24 protein-coding genes are annotated in these 21,188 nt (G+C 72.8%); 15 read left to right on the top strand and 9 right to left on the bottom strand.

From position 1 onward, the window contains the following. The first annotated feature begins 75 nt into the window (after nucleotides 1-75). The gene (locus tag D3273_RS06705) at nucleotides 76-306 is read left to right on the top strand and encodes a BrnA antitoxin family protein (protein ID WP_129224780.1); all 231 of its coding nucleotides are present in this window, start codon (nucleotides 76-78) and stop codon (nucleotides 304-306) included. An 81-nt stretch (nucleotides 307-387) separates the two neighbouring features. Here D3273_RS06705 and D3273_RS06700 read toward each other — a convergent pair whose 3' ends face one another. Then, nucleotides 388-1,545, bottom strand: a complete 1,158-nt coding sequence (locus D3273_RS06700; protein WP_129224778.1) for an L-dopachrome tautomerase-related protein — start codon at nucleotides 1,543-1,545, stop codon at nucleotides 388-390. A gap of 161 nt (nucleotides 1,546-1,706) precedes the next feature. Between D3273_RS06700 and D3273_RS06695 the strand changes: the two genes are divergently transcribed. From D3273_RS06695 to D3273_RS06685, 3 genes are all read left to right on the top strand, one after another. After that, nucleotides 1,707-1,910 (top strand): hypothetical protein, encoded by a 204-nt coding sequence (locus tag D3273_RS06695; RefSeq protein ID WP_129224776.1) that lies wholly within the window; start codon nucleotides 1,707-1,709, stop codon nucleotides 1,908-1,910. Further along, nucleotides 1,907-2,440, top strand: coding sequence for a disulfide bond formation protein B (locus tag D3273_RS06690; protein ID WP_245501042.1), 534 nt, complete (start codon nucleotides 1,907-1,909; stop codon nucleotides 2,438-2,440). The genes D3273_RS06695 and D3273_RS06690 overlap by 4 nt, the downstream gene beginning before the upstream one ends. Nucleotides 2,441-2,573: 133 nt before the next feature. Further along, nucleotides 2,574-3,590 carry a threonine ammonia-lyase gene (locus tag D3273_RS06685; protein WP_129224774.1) on the top strand — a complete coding sequence of 339 codons (1,017 nt, stop codon included), beginning with the start codon at nucleotides 2,574-2,576 and terminating at the stop codon, nucleotides 3,588-3,590. 25 nt (nucleotides 3,591-3,615) lie between these two features. Here D3273_RS06685 and D3273_RS06680 read toward each other — a convergent pair whose 3' ends face one another. Continuing rightward, complete coding sequence (locus D3273_RS06680) at nucleotides 3,616-4,521, bottom strand: SDR family oxidoreductase (protein WP_129224772.1); 906 nt, start codon at nucleotides 4,519-4,521, stop codon at nucleotides 3,616-3,618. A gap of 169 nt (nucleotides 4,522-4,690) precedes the next feature. Here D3273_RS06680 and D3273_RS06675 point away from each other — a divergent pair, with 169 nt between their 5' ends. Continuing rightward, complete coding sequence (locus tag D3273_RS06675; RefSeq protein ID WP_129224770.1) at nucleotides 4,691-5,320, top strand: glutathione S-transferase family protein; 630 nt, start codon at nucleotides 4,691-4,693, stop codon at nucleotides 5,318-5,320. Between the two features lie 42 nt (nucleotides 5,321-5,362). Here D3273_RS06675 and D3273_RS06670 read toward each other — a convergent pair whose 3' ends face one another. Beyond that, nucleotides 5,363-5,575, bottom strand: a complete 213-nt coding sequence (locus D3273_RS06670) for a hypothetical protein (RefSeq protein ID WP_129224769.1) — start codon at nucleotides 5,573-5,575, stop codon at nucleotides 5,363-5,365. A 102-nt stretch (nucleotides 5,576-5,677) separates the two neighbouring features. Here D3273_RS06670 and D3273_RS06665 point away from each other — a divergent pair, with 102 nt between their 5' ends. Both D3273_RS06665 and D3273_RS06660 read left to right on the top strand, forming a co-directional pair. Beyond that, nucleotides 5,678-7,012 carry an MATE family efflux transporter gene (locus D3273_RS06665; RefSeq protein WP_129224767.1) on the top strand — a complete coding sequence of 445 codons (1,335 nt, stop codon included), beginning with the start codon at nucleotides 5,678-5,680 and terminating at the stop codon, nucleotides 7,010-7,012. 95 nt (nucleotides 7,013-7,107) lie between these two features. Beyond that, nucleotides 7,108-7,344, top strand: a complete 237-nt coding sequence (locus D3273_RS06660) for a hypothetical protein (protein WP_129224765.1) — start codon at nucleotides 7,108-7,110, stop codon at nucleotides 7,342-7,344. Nucleotides 7,345-7,401: 57 nt separating this feature from the next. On the opposite strand, the gene D3273_RS06655 is transcribed toward D3273_RS06660, so the two are convergent. Further along, nucleotides 7,402-8,631: a cytochrome P450 family protein gene (locus D3273_RS06655; RefSeq protein WP_129224763.1), complete on the bottom strand. Its 1,230-nt coding sequence runs from the start codon at nucleotides 8,629-8,631 to the stop codon at nucleotides 7,402-7,404. 263 nt (nucleotides 8,632-8,894) lie between these two features. Here D3273_RS06655 and D3273_RS06650 point away from each other — a divergent pair, with 263 nt between their 5' ends. The 3 genes from D3273_RS06650 (at nucleotide 8,895) to D3273_RS06640 (ending at nucleotide 10,966) form a co-directional block, all read left to right on the top strand. After that, the gene (locus D3273_RS06650; RefSeq protein WP_129224761.1) at nucleotides 8,895-9,176 is read left to right on the top strand and encodes a hypothetical protein; all 282 of its coding nucleotides are present in this window, start codon (nucleotides 8,895-8,897) and stop codon (nucleotides 9,174-9,176) included. Nucleotides 9,177-9,251: 75 nt separating this feature from the next. Next, a complete protein-coding gene (locus D3273_RS06645) occupies nucleotides 9,252-10,247 on the top strand; it encodes an alpha/beta fold hydrolase (RefSeq protein ID WP_129224759.1) in 996 nt (331 codons plus the stop codon). A 140-nt stretch (nucleotides 10,248-10,387) separates the two neighbouring features. Then, nucleotides 10,388-10,966: a cytochrome b gene (locus D3273_RS06640; RefSeq protein ID WP_129224757.1), complete on the top strand. Its 579-nt coding sequence runs from the start codon at nucleotides 10,388-10,390 to the stop codon at nucleotides 10,964-10,966. A gap of 20 nt (nucleotides 10,967-10,986) precedes the next feature. Here D3273_RS06640 and D3273_RS06635 read toward each other — a convergent pair whose 3' ends face one another. Next, a complete protein-coding gene (locus D3273_RS06635; RefSeq protein ID WP_165359401.1) occupies nucleotides 10,987-11,730 on the bottom strand; it encodes a transporter substrate-binding domain-containing protein in 744 nt (247 codons plus the stop codon). Nucleotides 11,731-11,940: 210 nt separating this feature from the next. On the opposite strand from D3273_RS06635, the gene D3273_RS06630 reads away from it, so the two are divergent. Next, nucleotides 11,941-14,943: a PAS domain S-box protein gene (locus D3273_RS06630; protein ID WP_129224753.1), complete on the top strand. Its 3,003-nt coding sequence runs from the start codon at nucleotides 11,941-11,943 to the stop codon at nucleotides 14,941-14,943. Between the two features lie 93 nt (nucleotides 14,944-15,036). Here the strand turns inward: D3273_RS06630 and D3273_RS06625 are convergent, their stop codons facing one another. Further along, complete coding sequence (locus D3273_RS06625; protein WP_129224751.1) at nucleotides 15,037-15,939, bottom strand: hypothetical protein; 903 nt, start codon at nucleotides 15,937-15,939, stop codon at nucleotides 15,037-15,039. Nucleotides 15,940-16,240: 301 nt separating this feature from the next. On the opposite strand from D3273_RS06625, the gene D3273_RS29070 reads away from it, so the two are divergent. The 3 genes from D3273_RS29070 to D3273_RS06615 are packed head-to-tail and all read left to right on the top strand — an operon-like array spanning nucleotide 16,241 to nucleotide 18,206. Then, nucleotides 16,241-16,516, top strand: coding sequence for a hypothetical protein (locus D3273_RS29070; protein ID WP_245501041.1), 276 nt, complete (start codon nucleotides 16,241-16,243; stop codon nucleotides 16,514-16,516). Beyond that, on the top strand, nucleotides 16,513-17,439 hold the full coding sequence (locus D3273_RS06620; RefSeq protein ID WP_245501040.1) for a DMT family transporter: 927 nt from the start codon (nucleotides 16,513-16,515) through the stop codon (nucleotides 17,437-17,439). Before D3273_RS29070 ends, D3273_RS06620 begins: the two co-directional genes overlap by 4 nt. A gap of 17 nt (nucleotides 17,440-17,456) precedes the next feature. Next, nucleotides 17,457-18,206, top strand: a complete 750-nt coding sequence (locus D3273_RS06615) for an SDR family oxidoreductase (RefSeq protein WP_129224747.1) — start codon at nucleotides 17,457-17,459, stop codon at nucleotides 18,204-18,206. Nucleotides 18,207-18,263: 57 nt separating this feature from the next. Here the strand turns inward: D3273_RS06615 and D3273_RS06610 are convergent, their stop codons facing one another. Next, nucleotides 18,264-18,722 (bottom strand): DUF1236 domain-containing protein, encoded by a 459-nt coding sequence (locus D3273_RS06610; protein ID WP_129224745.1) that lies wholly within the window; start codon nucleotides 18,720-18,722, stop codon nucleotides 18,264-18,266. Nucleotides 18,723-19,000: 278 nt separating this feature from the next. On the opposite strand from D3273_RS06610, the gene D3273_RS06605 reads away from it, so the two are divergent. Then, nucleotides 19,001-19,723: an HAD family hydrolase gene (locus D3273_RS06605; RefSeq protein WP_129224743.1), complete on the top strand. Its 723-nt coding sequence runs from the start codon at nucleotides 19,001-19,003 to the stop codon at nucleotides 19,721-19,723. 34 nt (nucleotides 19,724-19,757) lie between these two features. Here D3273_RS06605 and folK read toward each other — a convergent pair whose 3' ends face one another. Both folK and folP read right to left on the bottom strand, forming a co-directional pair. Continuing rightward, nucleotides 19,758-20,243, bottom strand: coding sequence for a 2-amino-4-hydroxy-6-hydroxymethyldihydropteridine diphosphokinase (gene folK / locus D3273_RS06600; RefSeq protein ID WP_129224741.1), 486 nt, complete (start codon nucleotides 20,241-20,243; stop codon nucleotides 19,758-19,760). Next, nucleotides 20,240-21,076 carry a dihydropteroate synthase gene (folP, locus tag D3273_RS06595; RefSeq protein WP_245501039.1) on the bottom strand — a complete coding sequence of 279 codons (837 nt, stop codon included), beginning with the start codon at nucleotides 21,074-21,076 and terminating at the stop codon, nucleotides 20,240-20,242. Before folP ends, folK begins: the two co-directional genes overlap by 4 nt. Between the last annotated feature and the right edge of the window lie 112 nt (nucleotides 21,077-21,188).

Here is a 21,188-nt window from a genome sequence, read left to right as displayed (position 1 = left end):
GGTGCGCCGCGATGTCCGCCCTTGCGGCGCGGCACCGCCGGCGCCACACAGGGCGGATCACCCGAGGACCCCGCCATGGACCGACCCCGCAGGCCGCGCGACCCCTTCGCGGCGGCCGAAGCCGTCTTCAGCAAGGGCGCCGCGAAGCCGTCAGCCCCCGCTCCCGCCAAGCCGCCCGCCATCCCGGGCGCGCGCCAAAGCGTGACGCTGCGGATCGACGAGGACGTGCTGGAGCACTTCCAGGCCGAAGGCCCCGGCTGGCAGGACCGCATGAACGCCGCCCTGCGGGCCGCCGCGGGGCTGTGAACCGCGTCGGGGCCGGGCCGCGCGGCCGGGCTTTCCGCTCGGGGCCGGGATGGCCGGCCCGGCGGGGTCGAACCGGGCGCCTCAGCCGCAGGTGGCCCGCGCCCCGATCGGCTGCGGCTTGAAGCGCATCACCAGGAAGGGCGCGCGGGCCTTCATGTCGCCGTCGTCGAAGGGCGCCGCGAGCGGGAGCTGCGTGACGGTGACGTAGACCATCCCGTCCGGCCCCGCCGCCAGCCCGTCGGGCCACAGCATGTCGGGGCTGGTGGCGACCCGCCGGTAGCAGCGGTCGGCGGCGGGGATCACCCCCACGGCGCGATGCTCGATCTCGGTGAGGTACAGGTTGTCGTCGGCGTCCATCATCATGCCGCCCGCGTTGGGGCGCGCCGCGTAGCGCTCGACCCTCCCTTCGAGGTCGCCCGGCTTCAATGACGCGTCGGCGAGGTCAGCCATGCGGATGCGGTACACCGAGCTGCCGTTGAGCGGCCCGAAGTAGAGCCACTCGGACCTGGCGTCGAGGGCGATGCCGTCGGCCCCGACCCGCATGGGCGCGCGCTTGCCCGTCTTGGCGTCCAGCCGCTGCAGGTGGCGGCCGTCGACCACGATGTCCCGATCCTCGGGCACGACGCCCCGCGACCCCTGCAGGACGCGCCGCGCCTTCCCCGACGCGATGTCGACCACGATCAGCGCGCCCTGCGAGCCGTCGCCGCCCTGCCCGGTGGCCTCGTCGGCCAGCACGACGAGCCCGCGCGTTTCGTCGACGGCGAGGTCCTGCGGCTCGGACGCCGGGACCGTGGCGGGCGGGGGCAGCAGGATGGTCTTGACGAGCCTGTTCGCCTTGGTGTCCCAGCCGACGACCTTGGGCACAGCGGTTTCGCGCTCGCCCATGTCGCCCATCCACATCACGCCCTTCGAATCCGTGTGCATCCCCTGCACGCTGTCGAAATGGTCCGGGCCGGACGGGCCGGCGTTCCAGCCGGCGTCCGGGTACGGCTCCAGCCGGTCGGGCGCGGCGAAGACGCTGACGCGCTCGGCGGTGGCGAAGGCCGGATGGTGGCTGGTGACGAGGCGCCCGTCGGCCGCGAAGGCGGGATCGCCGAGCGGGATGGTGGACCGTCCCCACACTTCGGCGAGGGCGGGGGCGTCGGCGGCGCGGGACGCCGCGGGCAGGAGCGAGGCCAGGAGGGCGCCGGAAAGGGCGACGGAAGCGGCGAGCGAGGCGGGCAGGCGGGAACGGGTCATGCGGGCTCCATGGGGTGTGGAGCGTCAACGCCCGTCCACGGTCACCCGTCGCGCCCCCGGAGGCCGGGATGCGGCCGCCGCGACGGACGGCTCCCGCGGCGGCGCGGGATCGGCTAAGTCAGGCCGGTCCGTTTCCAGAACCCGGAGGAAGACGCGCCGTGATGGCCCTGATCTTCGCGACGCTCACCGCCGCGCTCGCGTGCCTGCTCTACGCCCCTCGGTGGATCGCGCTGTCGGCCGCCCTCGCCTGCCTGGCGCTGTCGGCGGGCCTGTTCCTGTTCGAGGTCCACAGCCCGACGGACGGCTTCGGCATGCCCTGGCTTCAGGTCCGGGCCGCGCCGGCCGTGCAGGGCCGCCCCGCATGAGGGCCGCCCGCCTCGACGACCTCGCCGCGCTCGCCATGCTGTTCGGCGTCGCCGCCGTGCTGGCGGCCGCGCTGGTGCTGCAGTTCGGCTTCGGCGAGGCGCCCTGCCCGCTGTGCCTGCTGGAGCGCGTCGGCATGTTCGGCGCCTGCTTCGGCCTGATGATGCATTTCCGGCCCGGCGACAGCGTCCGCGCCGCCGGGATCGGCCTGGTTTCGGCGACGTTCCTGCTCGTCGTGTCCACCCGCCAGGTGCTGCTCGACATCGTGCCCCGGCCCGGCCACGCCTATGTGGGCAGCGCGGTGCTGGGGTTGCACATGCCGGTCTGGGCCGTCGTGATCGCGGCGGCGCTGATCGCCGGCTTCGCGGGCCGCCTGGCGCTGTTCGGCGCGGCGCCGCGCGACGCGCGGCGGTCCCCGAGGGTCGCGAGGCTCGCCGGGTGGGCGGGCCTCGCCGTGGTCGCCCTGGCGGCGGTCAACCTCGCCGCCGTGCTCCTGCAATGCGGCTTCGGCGAATGCCGGGCCGCCGGGTGAGCGCATCGGAACCAGTGACAAACGGGCGAGCGGCACCGCTGCCATCGAACGATCGAGGTTGCACCTAGGGCCGAACGTTCCGAAAATGCAGAGCGGTCGGCAGAAGGCGGATCGCAACCGCGAAAGCAGTCCCATGTCCACCACGGATCTCCCGGATACAGCGGCTCTTCCGACGTTCGACGACATTCGCGCCGCAGCCAAGCGGATCGCTGGAATTTGCACGCGGACGCCACTGCTCGAATCGCCCTGGCTGAACCGTAAGATCGACGGGCGGCTTTTGCTGAAGGCGGAAAACCTCCAAGTCACCGGCTCATTCAAGCTGAGAGGGGCTGCGAATCGCGTCGCTGCCTTGACGGAGAACGAGCGCCGACGAGGCGTTTCTGCGCGATCCTCGGGAAATCACGGCCTGGCGCTCGCCCATTGCGCCGGGCTCATGGGGACGACCGCGACCGTGGTGACCCCAGACGACGCTTCGTCGGCGAAAGTCGAGCGGATCAAGGCTCATGGGGGCACCGTAGTCCAGGCTCCCGCCCATCGGATAGCTGCGGTCGCAGCGGAGATCACCGCACGCGAACACCGGGTATTCGTGCCCCCCGCGGACGACCCCTGGGTCGTAGCGGGTCAGGGCACCGCGGCGGTTGAGATCGTCGAGCAAGCACGATCAATGGGTCTGACCATTGATGTGCTGCTCGTTTGCTGCTCCGGCGGTGGACTGGCGGCAGGCTGCGCTCTGGCTCTCGAAGCCTTGTCTCCGCAGACGCGCCTCGTCGCTGTGGAAGCTCGGGGCTTCGAGAAGATGGCTCGGTCCCTGTCGGCAGGACGGCGGCTCGATCTGTCACCCGGCGGCCGGACGATCTGCGACGCGATCGGCGGTCTCCATACCGCAGCGATCCCGTTCGAGATCCTGAAAGGTCGCATCGCCGACACGATCGCGGTGACGGACGACGATGCCAGACTGGCTATGCAGGTCGCATTCAGCGAATTCGGGCTGGCGGTCGAACCGGGGGGAGCGGTGGCGCTGGCGGCAGCCCTCACCTGCCGACGATCACTCGCCGACAGGGTCATCGCGGTGACGATATCCGGCCGCAACGTCGACCTCGGGCTGGCGGCGGATGCCTTGTCGCCAGCCCGCATCGACAAGACCGCATGAGGCTCGATGGACCGTCGTCTGGGGCTCAGGTCGTGCCCTTGCCCCCCGTCGCCGCATAAACCTCGCCGGTCACGTAGCTCGCCTCCTGCGACGCCAGGAACACGTAGATGGGGGCGCATTCCACCGGCTGGCCCGGCCGCCCGAGCGGCACTTCGGCGCCGAACTTCGCCACCTTCTCCTGCGGCTGGCCGCCCGACGGCTGCAGCGCGGTCCAGAACGGGCCCGGCGCCACGGCGTTGACGCGGATGCCGTTCTCGATCTGCTGCTTCGCCAGCGCTTCCGTGAAGGCGATGATGCCGGCCTTGGTGGTGGCGTAGTCGACGAGGCCCTTCGACGGGCTGAAGCCCTGCACGGAGGCGGTATTGATGATGGAAGCGCCGGCCGGCATGTGCTTCAGCGCCGCCTTGGTGATCCAGAACATGGCGTAAAGGTTGGTTTTCATCGTCCGGTCGAACTGCTCGGAGGTGATGTCGTCCAGGTCCGCCTGGTTGGTCTGCTTGCCGGCGTTGTTGACCAGGATGTCGAGGCCGCCGAGGCCGGCCGCCGCCTTGGTGACGAGCTCCAGGCAGAAGGTTTCGTCCGTGATGTCGCCGGGCAGCAGGACGCAGATGCGCCCTTCGGCCTCGATCACCTTCCTGACCTCCTCGGCGTCGGGCCCTTCTTCGGCGAGGTAGCTCAGCGCCACGTCGGCGCCTTCCCGGGCGAAGGCGATCGCGGCGGCGCGGCCGATGCCGGAATCCGCGCCCGTCACCAGCGCCTTGCGGCCCTTCAGCCGGCCGTAGCCCGTGTAGCTCGCTTCCCCGTGATCGGGCTTCGGGTCCATCTCACGGGCGAGGCCCGGGGCGCCCTGCGGCTGCTTGGGGAAGGGCGGCTGCGGGTACTGCTTCCGGGGGTCCTGCATGCGCAGGCGGTCGACGGCGGCATCGGTCATGGCGAAACTCCGGGGTGCGGGATCGCCGTCCCAACGGCCCCGGACCGCGACGGGTCCGAACTTGCGACCCACCGCCGCAGCACGGTCCCGGCCACCCAGGCGGGCCCGCGGCCTTGATCCGCGCCCGCGCGGTTCCATCCTCCCCGTCGCGACACCGCGGAAGGACGACATGCCGACGATCAAGCTGTGGGGCTTCAACAACTCCACCTACGTGCGAACCGTGAAGATGCTGCTCGCCGAGAAGGGCGTCACCGATTTCGAGCAGGTCCCCGTCAACGTGCTCAAGGGCGAGCCGAAATCGCCCGAGCACCTGGAGCGCCATCCCTTCGGCAAGGTGCCGGTGGTCGACGTCGACGGGTTCCGCGTGATCGAGACGCCCGCCATCGCGGCCTACCTCGACGCCGTGCTGCCCGGCAGGAAGGTCGTGCCGGCCGAGCCCAAGTCGATGGCGCGCGCCGCCATGACGGTGAGCATCATCGACAGCTACGGCTACATGCCGCTCATCGGAGGCGTGGTGGCCTACCACCTGTTCCCCGATTTCGTCGGCGGCAAGAACGAGGAGATGCACCACAAGGGCATCGCCGACGGCAAGGCGGTGATCGCCGAGCTCATGAAGATCCGCGGGTCGGACCGCTTCATCGCCGGCGCGGAGCCGAGCCTCGCCGACCTGTATCTCGCGCCGATCTTCGCCTACGTGGTCCTGACGCCCCACAAGGACGAGTTCCTGGCGCTGCCCGGCGTGTCCGCGTGGTGGGACGCGGTGACGGCGCTCGAAAGCTTCAAGTCCACCGAATATTGAGGCCGGCGCCGGCGCGGGCGTCCGGCCCGCGCCGGGGCGCCGTCAACCCAGCAGGCCGTCGGCTTCGGCCTGCTCCGTCACGGCGTCCCAGGCGCGCAGCACCTCGGCCCGGTCCATCTCGGCCGGGTTGCCGGCGTGTTCGGGATGCACGCTCGTCAGCAGCACCCGGCCGCCCCTGACGTGGAAATGCGACACGGTCCCGTTGGGGTGGACGAAACGCTTCGTCACCACGGGTTCGCCGATGCTCTGGGTCATGCTCCGCCTTCCGTTGGGCCCGGCCGGGCCGGGCCAGACAGCGCTAGGCAACGCGCGTGCCATGCGGCAGAGTCGCGGCGATCCCGCCTTCCGGACCCGCCGATGACCCCTGCGAACCGCGTCGCCGTCACCCACGCGACGGTGATCCGCCTCGCGCTGCCGATGACGCTGGCCAACATGTCGACGCCCCTGCTCGGCTTCACCGACGCGGCCGTCATCGGGCGCCTGGGCGACCCGGCGTTGCTGGGCGCCATCGCGGCGGCGGCCGTGGTCTTCGACTTCATCTTCTGGGGGTTCGGCTTCCTGCGCCTCGGCACGGCCGGCCTGACTGCCCAGGCGGTCGGGGCCGGCGACGTCGGCGCCGAGCGCGCCACCCTGCTGCGCGCCCTGCTGCTCGCGGCCGGGCTCGGCCTCCTGGTGATCCTGCTCCAGGCCCCCATCGCCGCCGTCGCCTTCGCGGCGCTGGATGCCACGCCGGCCGTGACGGCGGCGGCGCGGAGCTACTACGACATCCGCGTCTGGGCGGCCCCCTTCACGCTGGTCAACTATGCCGTGCTCGGCGCCGTCATCGGCCGCGGCCGCACCGATGTCGGCCTCGTCCTCCAGGTGCTGATCAACCTGTCCAACATCGCGCTCAACGTGTCGCTGGTGGCGGGCTTCGGGCTCGGCGTGCGCGGCTCGGCGATCGGCACGCTGGTGGCGGAGGGCGTCGGCGCGGCGGTCGGCGTCGCCGTGCTGGCGCGGCTGCACGGCCGCTTCCGAGTCGATTGGGCGGGGCTGCGGGACCGCGCGGCGCTCGGCCGGATGCTCGGCGTCAACCGGGACATCATGATCCGCTCGGCCTCGCTGGTCTTCGCCTTCGCGTTCTTCACCGCCCAGGGGGCGCGCGGCGGCGACGTGGTCCTGGCCGCCAACGCGGTGCTGATGAACCTTTTCCTGATCTCGGCCTACTTCCTCGACGGCTTCGCCACCGCGGCCGAACAGATGTGCGGCCAATCGGTCGGCGCGCGCGACGGGGCCGGGTTCCGCCGCGCCGTCGCCATCACCAGCCTGTGGTGCGTGCTGTTCTCCGCCGGCGTGACGCTGCTCGCCTTCGCGGGCGGCGGCGCCTTCATCGACGTCGTGAGCACGAGCCCGGCGGTGCGCGCCGCCGCCCGCGCCTTCCTGCCCTTCGCGGCCCTGACCCCGCTCTGCGGCGCCATGGCGTTCGAGTTCGACGGCGTGTTCGTCGGCGCGACCTGGACGCGCGACATGCGCAACCTGATGCTGGCGGCGCTCGCCGTCTACCTCGCCCTCTTCGTCGCGCTGCGCCCCTTCGGCAACGCCGGCCTGTGGGTGGCGCTGCTCGGCTTCCTCCTGGCGCGCGGCGCCCTCCAGGCTTGGCGGTTCCGCGCCCTGGAGCGCGCCACCTTTCCGCGGGCCACGGCCGCGGGGTGAAGCGGCTCCGGGGGATGCGCGGGACTTTCGCGGGCGGCGGGACCCGGGAACACCATCCGCGGGTTGATCCCCGGATCGACACGAGGGACACCGTCATGGAACAGCGCATCGAAGCCGCCGCCCGCGCCCTCTGCGCCGTCGACAAGCTCGACCCCGACGCCATGGTGGCGACGCCCGACTATTCCGGCGAGCTCCGCTCCGGCAACCACCGCGACGTGCCGCAATGGCAGACCAAGGCCCGCGAAGCGGCCCGGTTCCTCGCCATGCTGGACGCCGTCCAGCCGTCGGGCCTGCTGCCGCCCGGCCGCGCCGGCGACACCCTGGTGGCGTGATCGCGGGACGACCGCGGTTCGGCAGGAGGGCTTGGGCGGGAGCCCGCGCGCTCCTGCTCAGTCCCACCGCACCGGCAGGCTCCTGAGCCCGCGCAGGGCGCCTGGGTCGCGCCAATCCACGGCGTCGCGCGGGCCCTCGAGCCTGAGCCGCGGGAAGCGTTCGAGCAGGGACTCGAAGGCCACCCGGGCTTCGAGCCGGGCCAGGCTGGCGCCGAGGCAGTAATGCGCGCCGGCGCCGAGGGCGAGGTGGCCCCGCCCCTGGCGGCGCAGGTCGAGCCGGTCGGGGTCGGGAAAGGCTTCGGGGTCGCGGTTGGCGGCCGAGATCAGCGCCATCACGGTGGCGCGCGCCGGCAGCGCCACGCCCCCGATCGTCACCGGCTCGCGGGTGTAGCGCATCGCCGCGGCCTCGACGGGGTTGGTGAAGCGCAGCAGCTCCTCGACCGCTCCCGCCATCAGCGACGGATCGGCGCGGAGCGCCGCCATCTCGCCGGGGAAGTCGAACAGGGCCAGCGTGCCGTTGCCGATGAGGTTCACGGTGGTCTCGTGCCCGGCGAAGAACAGCAGGAACACCATGGCGACGAGTTCGACCGGGGTGAGCCGGTCTCCCTCGGCTTCGGCGGCCACCAGCGCGGTGACGAGCGCGTCGTCCGGCACGCGGCGGCGGTGCTCCACCAGGCGCTCGAAAAAACCGACGAAGCGGATCAGCTGCGGGAGCCACACGGCGACCCTCAGCGCCAGCGAGCGCGGCGGCGCCATGATGCGGCGCACGCGGGTGCGGAACTCGCGGCGCATCTCCTCCGGCACGCCGAGCAGTTCCGCGATGACGGTGAAGGGGAGCGGCAGCGCGAAATCCGCGATCAGGTCCATGCGGCCCCGCGGCGCGGCGCGGTCGAGGAGGTCCGCCGCGATGGCGCGCACCTGCCCGTCCAGCCCGGCGACGCGCTTCGGCGTGAAGGCCCGGCCGACGAGGCCGCGCAGCCGCGCGTGGACGGGATCGTCGGCGCCCACCATAGTCGAGGACAGCGCCCGCACGGCGCGGGGCAGCGGCAGCCCGCCGAAGAAGGGCGAGGGCACGCCCGAGCCGCGGCGGTCGTTGGAGAACCGCGGGTCCTTCAGCAGCGCGGCCGCGTCGGCGTAGCGCGAAACGACCCACACGGCGCCGCGTCCCGGCACGGTGGCGCGCGCGACGGGCCGGTCGCGCCGGAGCTCCGCGTAGAACCCGTAGGGGTCGGCGCGGCGCTTCGCGTCCCACAGCGGAAAGGGTTTGTCGGCGGCGAAGGCGGGCATGGTTCGGCTCCGGGGTGGCGCCCCGCATCGCGGCGCCCGGATGCGGCGCGGGCGGGGAACGGAGGCGGCCTTCGACCGTCGGTCTGGACGAGGGCCGGGACACCCTCCCCTACCACGCGACGGGCCCGCCGACGCGCCCCCGCCGTGTCGCACGGGCTGCAGCGCTCGTTCGCGCTTGCCAGCCGTCACGACTTCTGACCGATGGTGGGACGGTCCCGACGGCGCGGGCATCCGCCGCGCGGGGATCGACGAGGGAGCGTGCGATGAAGGGCCTGCTGCTGGGAGTCCTGTGGATCGGCTGGGCGTCGGCCGCGTCGGCGGCGACGAGCGAGATCCCCTACGAGCCGAACCTCGCGGGGCAGACCGTGAAATGCGCCGACTTCAAGCCCGGCCCCGGCGGCACCTGGACGACGCTCCACGCCATCACGGTGCAGCGGCAGAACGAATACACGACGATCGCGGCCGACTCGACCTTCAAGGCCGGCGGCCAGCCGACGGTCGGCATCGACGTCGGCGCCGTGCTGGACAAGCTTTGCCCGCGCTGACGGCCCGTGCCGGGGCGTGAGCCGCAACATTCGCGGCACGGGGGGATTGGCCAGGACCAGACCGGAGCCCCGCCCATGTCCCCTGCCGAACGCCGCCGCGCACCCCTCTGGCCGGCGCTGATCGGCGTCCCGCTCGCCGCCGCGGCGGGCTGGATCGCCTACAGCGGCCTCGCGGTCGACCACGACCGCGACCTGCCGCCCGCCCTGCCCGGCGACGTGCTGCCGCTGCAGACGGGCGCGGGCCGGGCGGCCCTCTACGCCGATGGGCCGCGCGAAGGCGTGCCGCTCCTGCTGATCCACAGCGTCAACGCCGCCGCCAGCGCCTACGAGGTGCGGCCGCTCTACCTGCACTACCGCGCGACCCGGCCCGTCTACGCCCTGGACCTGCCGGGGTTCGGCCTGTCCGAGCGGCCCGACCGGGTCTACACGCCCCGCGTGATGGCGGATGCCGTGCATGCCGCGCTCGCCGCGATCGCGGAACGGCACGGGGGCGTGGCGAGCGACGCGATCGCGCTGTCGCTGTCCTGCGAGTACCTCGCCCGCGTGGCGATCGAACGGCCGGGATCCCTGCGCAGCATCGGCCTGATCAGCCCCACGGGGTTCGACGCGCGGCTGTCGGGCGCGGGCCGGGCGCAGTCGGACCGCGGCCACGGGGCGGCCCTCACGGCGCTGTCGGCGCCGTTGTGGAGCCGGCCGCTGTTCGACCTCGTCGTGACCCGGGCGAGCATGCGCTTCTTCCTGGAGAAGACCTGGGGCGGCAAGGGCATCGACGAAGGGCTGCTCGACTACGGCCACGCGTCGGCGCACCGGCCCGGCGCCCAGCACGCGCCCTGGTCGTTCCTGACGGGCTACCTCTTCGCCGGCGACGTGTCGCGCTTGTACCGCCTGCTGTGCCTGCCGGTGTGGACGGTGAGGGGCATGCGCGGCGACTTCGTCGACTACCGCTTCGAGGGCGAGGTCGGCGGCCGGCCCAACTGGATGCTGGAAGCCTTCGACACCGGCGCCTTCCCGCAGTTCGAGGCACCCGGGCGCGTCGTCGCCTCCTACGACAGGTTCGTCGAGCGGCTGTGACGCGCGGCGCGGGGGCAACACCCGCCCGCGGAATCGCTGCCCGACATCCTTTGTCGGACGAATGCCGCATTTCCGCCCGCTCGCGCCGGACAGCGTCGCGCCGCGGCCCACACCGAGGCCGCGCCCGACACGGACGCGTGATGACGACCCTCGACCTGCCCGCCGCCCCGCGCGCCGCGGACCGCCTGCCCCATTACGACCGCGTGCAGCGCGCCTTCCATTGGAGCATGGCGGCCGTGATCATCGCCGCGATGCTGATCGGCCTCTACTGCGCCTACCAGCCGCCGGGCCAGGCGACGCGGCGCTTCCTGCTGGAATGGCACAAGTCGCTCGGCATGACGGCGCTCGTGCTGGTCGTGCTGCGCATCGCCTACCGGGTCGCCGTCGCGGCGCCCCCCTATGCCGAGCGGATGAGCCGGCTCAACCACGCCGCCGCGGCGGGAGCCCACCTCGGCCTCTACGCGCTGATGCTGCTCATGCCGCTCACCGGCTACTGGAACTCCGCCGCCGGCGGCTATTCGCTGCCCTTCTTCTGGCTGTTCCAATGGCCGCGCGTGCTGCCCATCGACAAGGCGTCGTCGCGCGTCGGGGAAGAGCTGCACCTGTGGGGGGCCTGGGCGATCTACGCCGTGGTGGGCGTGCACGTCGCCGCGGTGGCGTGGCACCACCTCGTCAAGCGCGACAGCGTGCTGTCCCGGATGCTGCCCGGCATCCGGTGAACGCCGGGGCGGCACCCGGCCTAAGGCTTCGGGGGCCCGGCGGGCGCGGGAGGGTCGAAGGCGATGCCGAACCAGCGCCGCTGCATCTCCGCCAGGCGCCCGTCGGCCTTCAACCGGGCCAGCGCGGCGTCGAGCCGCGCCGCGAGGTCGGGCCGGTCGGCGCGGACCAGCGGGGCGAGCCGGACCCCGCGGCCCAGGACGGGCCCCACCACCTCGTAGGCGTCGGGCCGGGCCAGCGCAGCCGCGGCGACGTCGGGAAGCGACCCGACCAGCGCCGCGACGCGCCCGGTCGCGAGGTCCCGCATCGGGTCGGCGAAGGCCGGGGTCCGTGCGGACACGCGGGCGTGCAGCGCCGCCGCGGCGCTCCGGAGCCGCGCCGCCGCGGGCGGCGGGCCCAGCACCCCCAGCACCTTGCCGGCCGCATCGGCGGGCGCCGCGAGGCTTCCGTCCCCCCGGCGCTTCAGCAGGGCGTCGCCGTCGCCCGCCACGGGCGCGAGCGGACGGCGGCCGATCGCCGCATCGGGCGGGAACGGCCCGGCGGCGGCGTCGACCCGGCCCGCGTCCAGCTCCGCCGGCGCGTCCCCGGGCCGCACCACGGTGAAGCTCACGCCGAGGCCCGCTTCGCGCGCCGCGGCGCCGAAAAGGTCGCGATCGAAACCCGCGGTGGCACCGGGTTCCGCCGGCACGCCGACCCGGAGCGTGTCCGACGCCGGCGCGGGGCCGGCATCCTCCGCCCGCGCCGCGCCCGCGAGGGCGACCGCCATGGCCAAAATCGCGATCCGTCCCATGTACCGGGTCCCGCCTCCTCGGCGGCGCGGCCGCCCCTGGCCTCCACGGCGTGCGACGCGACGGCAGACCGGCGACGTGACACGCCCACGCCGCCTTGGTAAGATCGCATATGTTACCCAGTCCTTCGACCGCCACCGGTTTCGACGCCGGAAGCGTGTGCGGCTCCGCGCGTCGGACGTCCAGGCATGGCTGAGGCCGAGATCGACGCCCTTCGCCGGCGCGTGGCGGAGCTGGAAGCCGCCAACGCCCGCCTCGAAAGCGCCCCCCGCACCGCAGACCACCTCCGCGACGCCGCCCGCATCGTCGACGAGATCACCGGCCGGGACGCCGGAACGGATCCCTTCGCGGCGGCGGTGCGGGCCACCCGCATGCCGATGGTCATCTCCAACCCCCGGCTGCCCGACAACCCCATCGTCTTCGTCAACGACGCCTTCTGCCGCCTGACCGGTTATCCGCGCGAGGAGATCGTGGGCCGCAACTGCCGGTTCCTGCAGGGGCCGGACACCGACCGCGACACGGTGGCCCGGCTCCGCGCCGGCGTCGACAACCGGGAACCGGTCCGGATCGACATCCTGAACTACCGCAAGACGGGCGAAACCTTCTGGAACCGGCTGCTGATGGCGCCGGTGCGGGACGCGACTGGCGAGGTCGCCTATTTCTTCGCCAGCCAGGTCGACGTGACGTTGGAGCGGGAGCGCCTGGCAGGGCTCGAAACCCACAATGCCGCCCTGATGGCCGAAGTGTCGGACCGCCTCCACACCGAGGAGGAGAACACCGCCCGCCTGCATTTCGCGGCCGAAGCGGGGCGCCTCGGCATCTGGGAGCAGGATCTCAGGACGGGCGAACTGATCGCGTCCGGGATCACCAAGGAGAATTTCGGCCGCGACCGGGCCCAGGACTTCACCGTCCACGACCTCGAAGCCAGCGTGCACCCCGACGATCGGGCGAGCCGCCATGCCGCGCGGATGCGCAGCGTCGAGGACGGCGCGGATTACGACGTCGAATACCGCGTCGTCACCGCCGAAGGCGCCACGCGCTGGGTCAACATGCGGGCGCGCGTCACGCGCGACAGCACCCGGGCGCTGCGCATGGCGGGCGTGTCGCTCGACATCACCGCCCGCAAGCTCGCCGACATCCGGCGCGTCGCCATGGTGGAGCTCAGCGACGCCATCCGCGATTTCGACGATCCCGACGACCTCGCCTCGGCGGCGGGACACATCCTGGGGCGCACGCTGGGCGTCGGGCGCGCCGGATCCGGCACGGTGGACACCGTGGCCGAAACCCTGACGATCGCGCGCGACTGGACCATGCCGGGGATCCGGAGCCTCGCCGGCGTGTGGGACCTGCGCGCCCTCGGCTCCCACATCGACGACCTCAAGCGGGGAAAGGTCGTCGCCATCCCGGACGCGCGGTCCGATCCCCGCACGGCCGCGAGCGCGTCCGCCCTCGACGCCATCTCGGCACGCGCCGTCGTCTACCTCCCGCTGACCGAGGGATCGCGCTTCGTCGTTGTGCTGTTCCTCAACGATGCCGCGCCCAGGCCCTGGACCGCGGACGAGCTGTCCCTGATCCAGGACGTCGCCCAGCGCGCGCGGATCGCGATCGAGCGGCGACGGGCCGAGCTCCAGCTGCGCTCGCTGACGGCCTCGCTCGAGCGGCAGGTCGTGGAGCGCACGGCGGACCGAAACCGGCTGTGGGAGCTTTCGACCGACCTCATCCTCGTGACCGATTTCGAAACCACCATCACCGCCGTCAACCCCGCCTGGACTGCCGTGCTGGGGTGGCGCGAAGCCGACCTCGTCGGCCAGAAGTTCGGCGGCTTCATCCATCCCGAAGACCTCGCCCACACCGCCGACGGCGTGGAATGGCTGGGCCAGGGGCGGCCGTTGCGGGGGTTCGAGGCGCGCTACCGGCACCGGGACGGCGGATATCGCTGGATCAGCTGGACGGCGGTGCCGGACGGTCCCACCATCCTGGCGATCGGGCGCGACGTGACGGCCGAGAAGGACCAGGCGGAAGCCTTGAGCCGGGCCGAGGAACGGCTGCGCCAGTCGCAGAAGATGGAGGCCGTCGGCCAGCTCACCGGCGGCCTCGCCCACGACTTCAACAACCTGCTCGCCGGCATCTCGGGCAGCCTGGAGATGGTGGGCACGCGGGTGCGCCAGGGCCGCACGGGCGAGATCGAGCGCTACGTGGTGGCGGCGCAGGGCGCGGCCAAGCGCGCCGCCGCCCTCACCCACCGCCTGCTGGCCTTCTCGCGCCGGCAAACGCTCGATCCGCGCCCCACGGACGTGAACCGCCTCATCCACGACATGGCGGACATGGTCCGCCGCACCGTCGGCCCCGCCATCACCCTGGAGGTGGTCGGCAGCGTCGGGCTGTGGACCGCGCTCGTCGACCCGAACCAGCTCGAGAACGCGCTGCTCAACCTCGCCATCAACGCCCGCGACGCCATGCCGGACGGCGGACGCCTGACCGTCGAGACGGGCAACCGCTGGATGGACGAGCGCGCCGCTCACGAGCGCGACCTGGCTCCCGGCCAGTACCTGTCGATCTGCGTGTCCGACACGGGCACGGGCATGCCGCCCGACGTGATCGCGCGGGCCTTCGACCCCTTCTTCACCACCAAGCCGCTCGGCCAGGGCACGGGGCTGGGCCTGTCGATGATCTACGGCTTCGCGCGGCAATCGGGCGGGCAGGCCCGCATCTATTCCGAGGTGGACCTCGGCACCATGGTCTGCATCTACCTGCCCCGGCACTACGGCGACGGCGACCGTCCCGAGGACGCGGGCCATCGCGAAGCCGAAACGCCGCGCGCCGTGGCGGGCGAAACCGTGCTGGTGGTGGACGACGAACCCACGGTCCGCATGCTCGTCGCCGACGTGCTGTCCGACCTCGGCTACGCCGCCATCGAGGCCGAGGACGGCCCGTCGGGGCTGCGGGCGCTGCAGAACAGCGCCCGGGTCGACCTGCTCGTCACCGACGTCGGCCTGCCGGGGGGCATGAACGGGCGGCAGGTCGCCGACGCGGCCCGGGCCCTGCGGCCGGACCTCAAGGTGCTGTTCATCACCGGCTATGCCGAGAATGCGGTGGTGGGCAACGGCCACCTCGATCCCGGCATGGAGGTGCTGACCAAGCCCTTCGCCATCGACGACCTCGCCGCGCGCATCCGCCGCCTGATCGGCTGAACGCGAAAGGGCCCCGCCATGGCGGGGCCCCGGAGTCGATACCATGGACGGACCGCCCGTCCGCGCCTTCGCGCGGGCGGGCGGGGCCGGCGGTCAGACGCGGCGGAGGGTGCCGCGCCGCGCGACCGCGACCGAGCCACCGATGCCGGCGAAGATGGCGCCCAGCAGCAGGTCGACGAAGACCGCGAACCCGGTCTTGGAAGCCGCCGACGCGGTCGCGTCCGCCGCCGCCTTGGCGGTCTGCTCGGCCTGGGCCTTGGCCTGGGCGATCTTGGCCTGGGCGTCGTCGAACTTCTTTTCTGCGTCGGCCTGGCTGATCTTCAGCTGCGCGGCCGTGATGGCCACGATCCGCTGCTTCGCCGCGGGGGCGTCCGCGCCGCCCTTCTCGTAGGTGACGAGGTTCGACGCGACCTCCTTCTGGGCATCCTGCGGGCTCATCGCGGCCGGGTCGGTCGCCGTGGTGGGCGACAGGAAGGCCTGGGCCTGCTGGCGGATCATGTCGGGCGAGATGCCGGCGGCATCGGCGATGGGCGCCGCGGCGCTCTTGATGCCGCTGCCGAGCGTCGACGTCAGGCCGCCCAGCGCGGAGAAGCCGCCGCCGATGAGGCCGCCGACCGCCGAGGTGAGGAGGTACAGGGTCAGCAGCGTGGCGATGCCCCAGGTGACGAGGCCGTGCAGGAAGCCGTCGAAGCGGATCTCGACGCCGGCGAGCCAAGCCGACGCGTAGCCGCCGATGAACAGCGAGACGCAGCCCGACACCACCCACCAGATCCCGGCACCGGTGCCGAAGGTCGAGGCGCTCGGCGTGTTCCCGGCGTTGACGTCGACCGTGGAGAAGCCGATCGCGGCCCCGAGCAGGCTCAGCAGGAGCTGGATCGACACGACGAGCACGACGCCGCCGAACAGTGCCGACCAGGACACCCGCTTGTGGGTGTGGCGACCTTCCACCATGTCGGTCGCGCTCGGCACCGGACGGGCCGCATAAACATCAGTCATTTCGAACGATCTCCAGGCACCAGAGATGGAAAGTGTGCCACCTGCGGCAAAGAGCGCCCGAGGGCCAAAAGTTTCGCAAACCGCGCAGTTTCCATGGCTTTTTCTTGAGCTCGATAAAATTTATTCCTTCTCGGCAATGAATACGCGATGTTTAAGCTCAGAACGGTCGAAAAATCCGCGACGAAGCTGGACCGCGTGCCCTCGAACCTCGCCGCAGCGCCGACGGGGACCGAACCGGCTCTGCCTGCGGAGCGTTCATCCGGCGTTAACCCAGGGCGAAAGCCGCCGCGAAGGATCGTTCATGCTGCAGGGTCAGGTCAAACCACGGCGTCATTTCACCGAAGCCGCGCGGCAGGCCGCGCTGGCCCGCCGCCGCGAGATCGCCGCCATGCCGAAGGATCCGACCGGGACCCTCGCCCTGTTCATCGTCCGCGGTGCCGAGCGCGGCAACGATTACGGGTGGGAGATCCGCCGCTTCGGCGCCATCGTGGTGGCCCGCAGCGGTTGCGGCTTCCCGGGCGCCGTCGCGGCACGCCAGGCGGGCGAGGAAGCGCTGCGGGGCATCGAGGCTCCTTGACGGCGGGACGGGCGGGACGCGCCAGCGATCGGCTCGGCGTGCCCCCCGCCGTGTCCCGCCCGCCGGTCCTCACCGGCCTCGCGCTCGGCTTCGGCGGCTATTCGCTGTTCGCCCTGCAGGACGCCGCCGTGAAATGGCTGGTCGTGCGCTACCCCGTGGCGGAAATTCTGTGCCTGCGCTCGCTGGTGATCCTGGGCTTCGTGCTCGCCGCCGGGCGGGGGCGCCGCGCCGCGGGCCGGCTCGCGCGGAGCCGCAGCAAGCCGGCCCTCCTGCTGCGCGGCGGGCTCGTCCTGCTCGCCTGGTGGCTGTTCTACTCGGCGTCGGCGCACCTCGCCCTCGCCGACATCACCACGCTGTATTTCGCCGCGCCGGTGCTGGCTGTGATCCTGTCGGCGCTGCTCCTGCGCGAGCGGGTCGGGGCCGCGCGTTGGGCCGCGGTCGGCACGGGGTTCCTGGGCGTCGCGGTGGCGGCCGGCCCTATGGCGGGCCTGTCGCCCGGCCCGGCCGCGGCGGCGCTGGCGGCGGCAGCCTGCTGGGGCACCAGCACCGTGCTGGTGCGCTGGATCGGCCGCACGGATTCGACGCTGGTCCAGATGCTGTCCGCCAACGCGATCTTCGTCCTGGGCTCGCTGCCGCCGCTGGTCTGGCTGTGGCGGACGCCGGACGCCTTCGACCTCGCCCTGATGCTCGGGATCGGGGTCGCGGGCGGGCTCGGCCAGCTCCTGCTGCTGGAAGGCTTTCGACACGCGCCCGCGTCGGCCCTGGCGCCGATCGAATATACCGGGCTTGTGTGGGCCGGGATCTATGGCTACGCGATCTGGGCCGACGTGCCGGGGCCCGGAACCCTCGCGGGTGCCGCCATCATCCTGTGCGGCAGCCTGGGATTGGTCTGGTCCGAAAGCCGGATGCGGCACGCGACATAGACCGGGGAGGATCGTCGATGGCGGCAGGCAAGGGGATCGCGCTCGTGACGGGCGCGGGGTCGGGCATCGGCGAAGCCGTGGCGGTGGCGCTGGCGGCCGCCGGCTTCACGACCGTGCTGACGGGGCGGCGGCGCGAACCGCTCCAGCGGGTGGCCGAGGCCATCGGCACCGCGGCCCACGTGGTCACGTCCGACCTCACCGACCCGACCTCGGTGGCGGCGTTGTTCGCCACCGTCAAGGCTGAGCACGGCCGGCTCGACCTGCTGTTCAACAATGCCGGCACCAACGCGCCGCAGATCCACCTCGAGGATCTCACCCTGGAGCAGTGGCGGGGCGTCATCGACACCAACGTCACCGGCGTGTTCCTGTGCATCCAGGAAGCGTTCCGCCTGATGAAGAGCCAGGACCCGCGCGGGGGCCGCATCATCAACAACGGGTCGATCTCGTCCACGGTGCCGCGGCCGAACTCCTCGCCCTACACGGCCTCCAAGCACGCCGTCACGGGGCTCACCCGCTCGGCCTCGCTCGATGGCCGGAAATACGACATCGCGGTGGGCCAGATCGACATCGGCAACACCCTGACGCCGATGGCGTCGCGCATGCCGGGCGGCGTGCTGCAGGCGGACCTGTCGATCAAGCCCGAGCCGACCTTCGACGTGAAGCATGTCGCCGATGCGGTGGTCTACATGGCCGGCCTTCCGCTCGACGCCAACGTGCAGTCGATGACGATCCTGGCCACCGCCATGCCCTACGTGGGCCGCGGCTGAACGCCGAAGCGCCCCGGACGAGGTCCGGGGCGCTCCGCCGCGATCGCTCGGATGCGATCAGTCGAGCACTTCGACGACCTGGCGCGTGGCCGGGTCGACGATCACCGGGCGCTCGTTGACCACCGTGTAGCGGTAGCCCGGGCGGGTGACGTATTCGGACGGCACCTCGTAGTAGGTCACGCCTTCGCGCGGCAGGACGGCGCCGACGCGCAGCGGATCGGCGTAGCGGTAGGACGGGCGGTGCTCGCGGACGACGTATTCGCGGAAGCGGGGGCGCTCGCCCGCGCCGAGCACGTCGCCGACGATGCCGGTCGCGGTCCCGACGGCACCCGTCACGGCACCGACGCCGGCGCCGATCGCGCCACCCACCACGCCGCCGACGGGGCCGGCCGCGTTCTCGCCCTGAGCGGCGCCGCGCTGCGCGCCGTTGACCGTCCCGTTCACGACCTGCGCCTGAGCGGCCAGGGGAGCCACCAACGCGGCGGCGAAGACGGTGGCGATGATCTGATTGCGCATGAAATTCTCCTTGTTACGCCCGGACCAGCAACGTTTCGCCGAATATCTGGTTCCGCCCCGCCCGAGATGCGTGCAACTGCCTCGAATGTTAGCACCCTCGCTGCGCGCCGGTTCAGGCTTGCGTGGGATTTATTCCCACGCTAAAGACGGGGCGTCGCGCCGCGCGCTCCGCCCGTGCCGCGACGTGACCGTTCGGGGAGGGCCGTGCCCCCACTCTGCCCTCCCCGGCGTCCGGGCGTCCCTGGCCGCACCCCGCGCCGCCATGGTAGACCGCCGCCATGCCCAAGCCTTCCCCCCGCCTCGCCGGCCTCCTGTTCGACAAGGACGGCACGCTGGTCGATTTCGACATGACCTGGGGCCGCGCCGGCCGGGACGTGATGCTCGACCTCGCGCACGGCGACGCAGACGCGGTGGCGCGGCTCGCCGCGGCCCTGCATTACGACATGGCCGACCGCCGCTTCGCCGCATCCTCGCCGCTGATCGCGGGTGCCCCGGACACCTACGTGCACCTGTGGGCCGAAGCGCTGGGCCGGATCGGGGATCCCGCGCTGCTCGACGAGATGAACGGCGCCTTCACGCGAGCGACGCTGCACTGGCTGGCGCCGATCGGCGACCCCGGCGCCGTGCTGCGGGCCCTGGCGTCGCGGGGCTTGAAGCTCGGCCTCGCCACCAACGATGCCGAAGCCAGCGCCCGCCGGCAGCTGGCCGCGCTGGACCTCGACTCCCACATGGATTTCGTCGCCGGATACGACACCGGCCACGGCGGCAAGCCCGACCCCGGCATGGTGCTGGCCTTCGCGGACAAGCTCGGCGTCGCGCCGGGCCGCGTCGCCATGGTGGGCGACAGCCCGCTGGACCTCGCCGCCGCGCGCGCCGCCGGGGCCGTGGCGATCGGGGTGCTGAGCGGCCCGGCCCGGCGCGGCGAGTTGGAGCCCCTCGCCGACCACATCCTCAACGACATCGGGGGCCTGCCCGCGCTGGTCGACGCCCTGCACGGATGAGCGGGCGCGGCGGCGCGCGGCGGCGTGCTCCCCGCTACCCCGGGAGCCGCTCGACACCGGACGCGTCTGCCCGCGCCGCGGCGTCCGACACCGTGACGCCGCGGATCACCTTGCCGGGCCGCAGGTGCGCCAGCGGCACCAGCACGAAGGCGCGCTCCAGCATGTGACGGTGCGGCAGCGTCAGGTCCGGCGACAGGATCGCGTCCTCGCCGCGGTACAGGATGTCGATGTCGATGGCGCGCGGCCCCCAACGCACGCCCTCGACGCGGCCGAGCGCGACCTCGGCGGCCTTGATGCGGCGCAGCACCGCGAAGGCATCGAGCGCCGTGACACCCACCGCGCAGGCGTTGACGAAGCTGTCCTGGGCGACGGGCCCCCAGGGGGGCGTCGCGTAGAACGGCGAGCACACCAGGTCGCGGGCGATCCCGGCGGCTTCCAGCACCGCGACGGCCCGGCGCAGCGTTTCGGCCTTGTCGCCGAGGTTGCTGCCGAGCGAGAAGGCGATCTCGACGGCGCTCACCGCCGACGCTCCGGGCGATGCACGGCGTCGAACACCTTCAGCGCCGCGACATGTTCGGCGACGTCGTGGACGCGAAAGATGGACGCGCCGGCAGCCGCCGCGGCGAGGTTGGCCGCCACGGTTTCGACGCCGCGCCGCTCGACCGGCGCGCCCGTGATGGCGCCGAGGAAGCGTTTCTTCGACAGGCCCACCAGCACCGGCAGGCCGAAGCGTCGGCGCAGGCGGCCGACGGCCCGGATCGCCTCCACCTGCTGCGCCGGGGTCTTGCCGAAACCGATGCCGGGATCGAGCGCGATCCGCCCCGGCGCGACCCCGGCCCGCTCGGCGCGGGCGAGCGCGCGCTCGAAGAACGCGACCATGTCGTCGCCGACGTCGAGCGAGGGGTCCACGGCGTCGCGGTTGTGCATCAGCACCGCGCCCGCACCGAACTCCGCCACCACATCGGCCATGGCGGGATCGCCGAGGAAGCCCCAAACGTCGTTGATCACCGCCGCGCCCGCCGCCAGCGCGCGGCGGGCCACCTCGGATTTCGTGGTGTCGATGGACAGCGGCACGGGCAGGCCGTCCGCCAGGGCCTCGACGACGGGGGCGATGCGGCGCCATTCGACCTCGGCCGGCACGGGGACGAAGCCGGGCCGGGTCGATTCGCCGCCGATGTCGACGATGGCGGCCCCCTCCCCGGCCAGCGCCGCCGCGCGGGCGACCGGCGCCGTGTCGTGGCGGCCCCCGTCCGAGAACGAGTCCGGGGTGACGTTGAGGATGCCCATCACGGGCCAGGCGGCGTCGGCGTCGCGGAACAGGCTGTCGAGGCGGGCGGCGGTGGCGGGGGTCACGTCTTCACTTTCGGGCGGGGACGAAGCCGGCCATGCCGGCCGGGCGAGGACAAGCCCCGGCACGGGCGACGGGACCGCCCGGGGCGGTGGCGGTGGCGATGGCGCAGGCCAT

The sequence above is a fragment of the Lichenibacterium minor genome (genome assembly GCF_004137685.1).
GTDB lineage: Bacteria > Pseudomonadota > Alphaproteobacteria > Rhizobiales > Beijerinckiaceae > Lichenihabitans > Lichenihabitans minor.
Note: the sequence above shows the minus strand (reverse complement) of the source record. Positions and strands in the feature narration are given on the sequence as shown.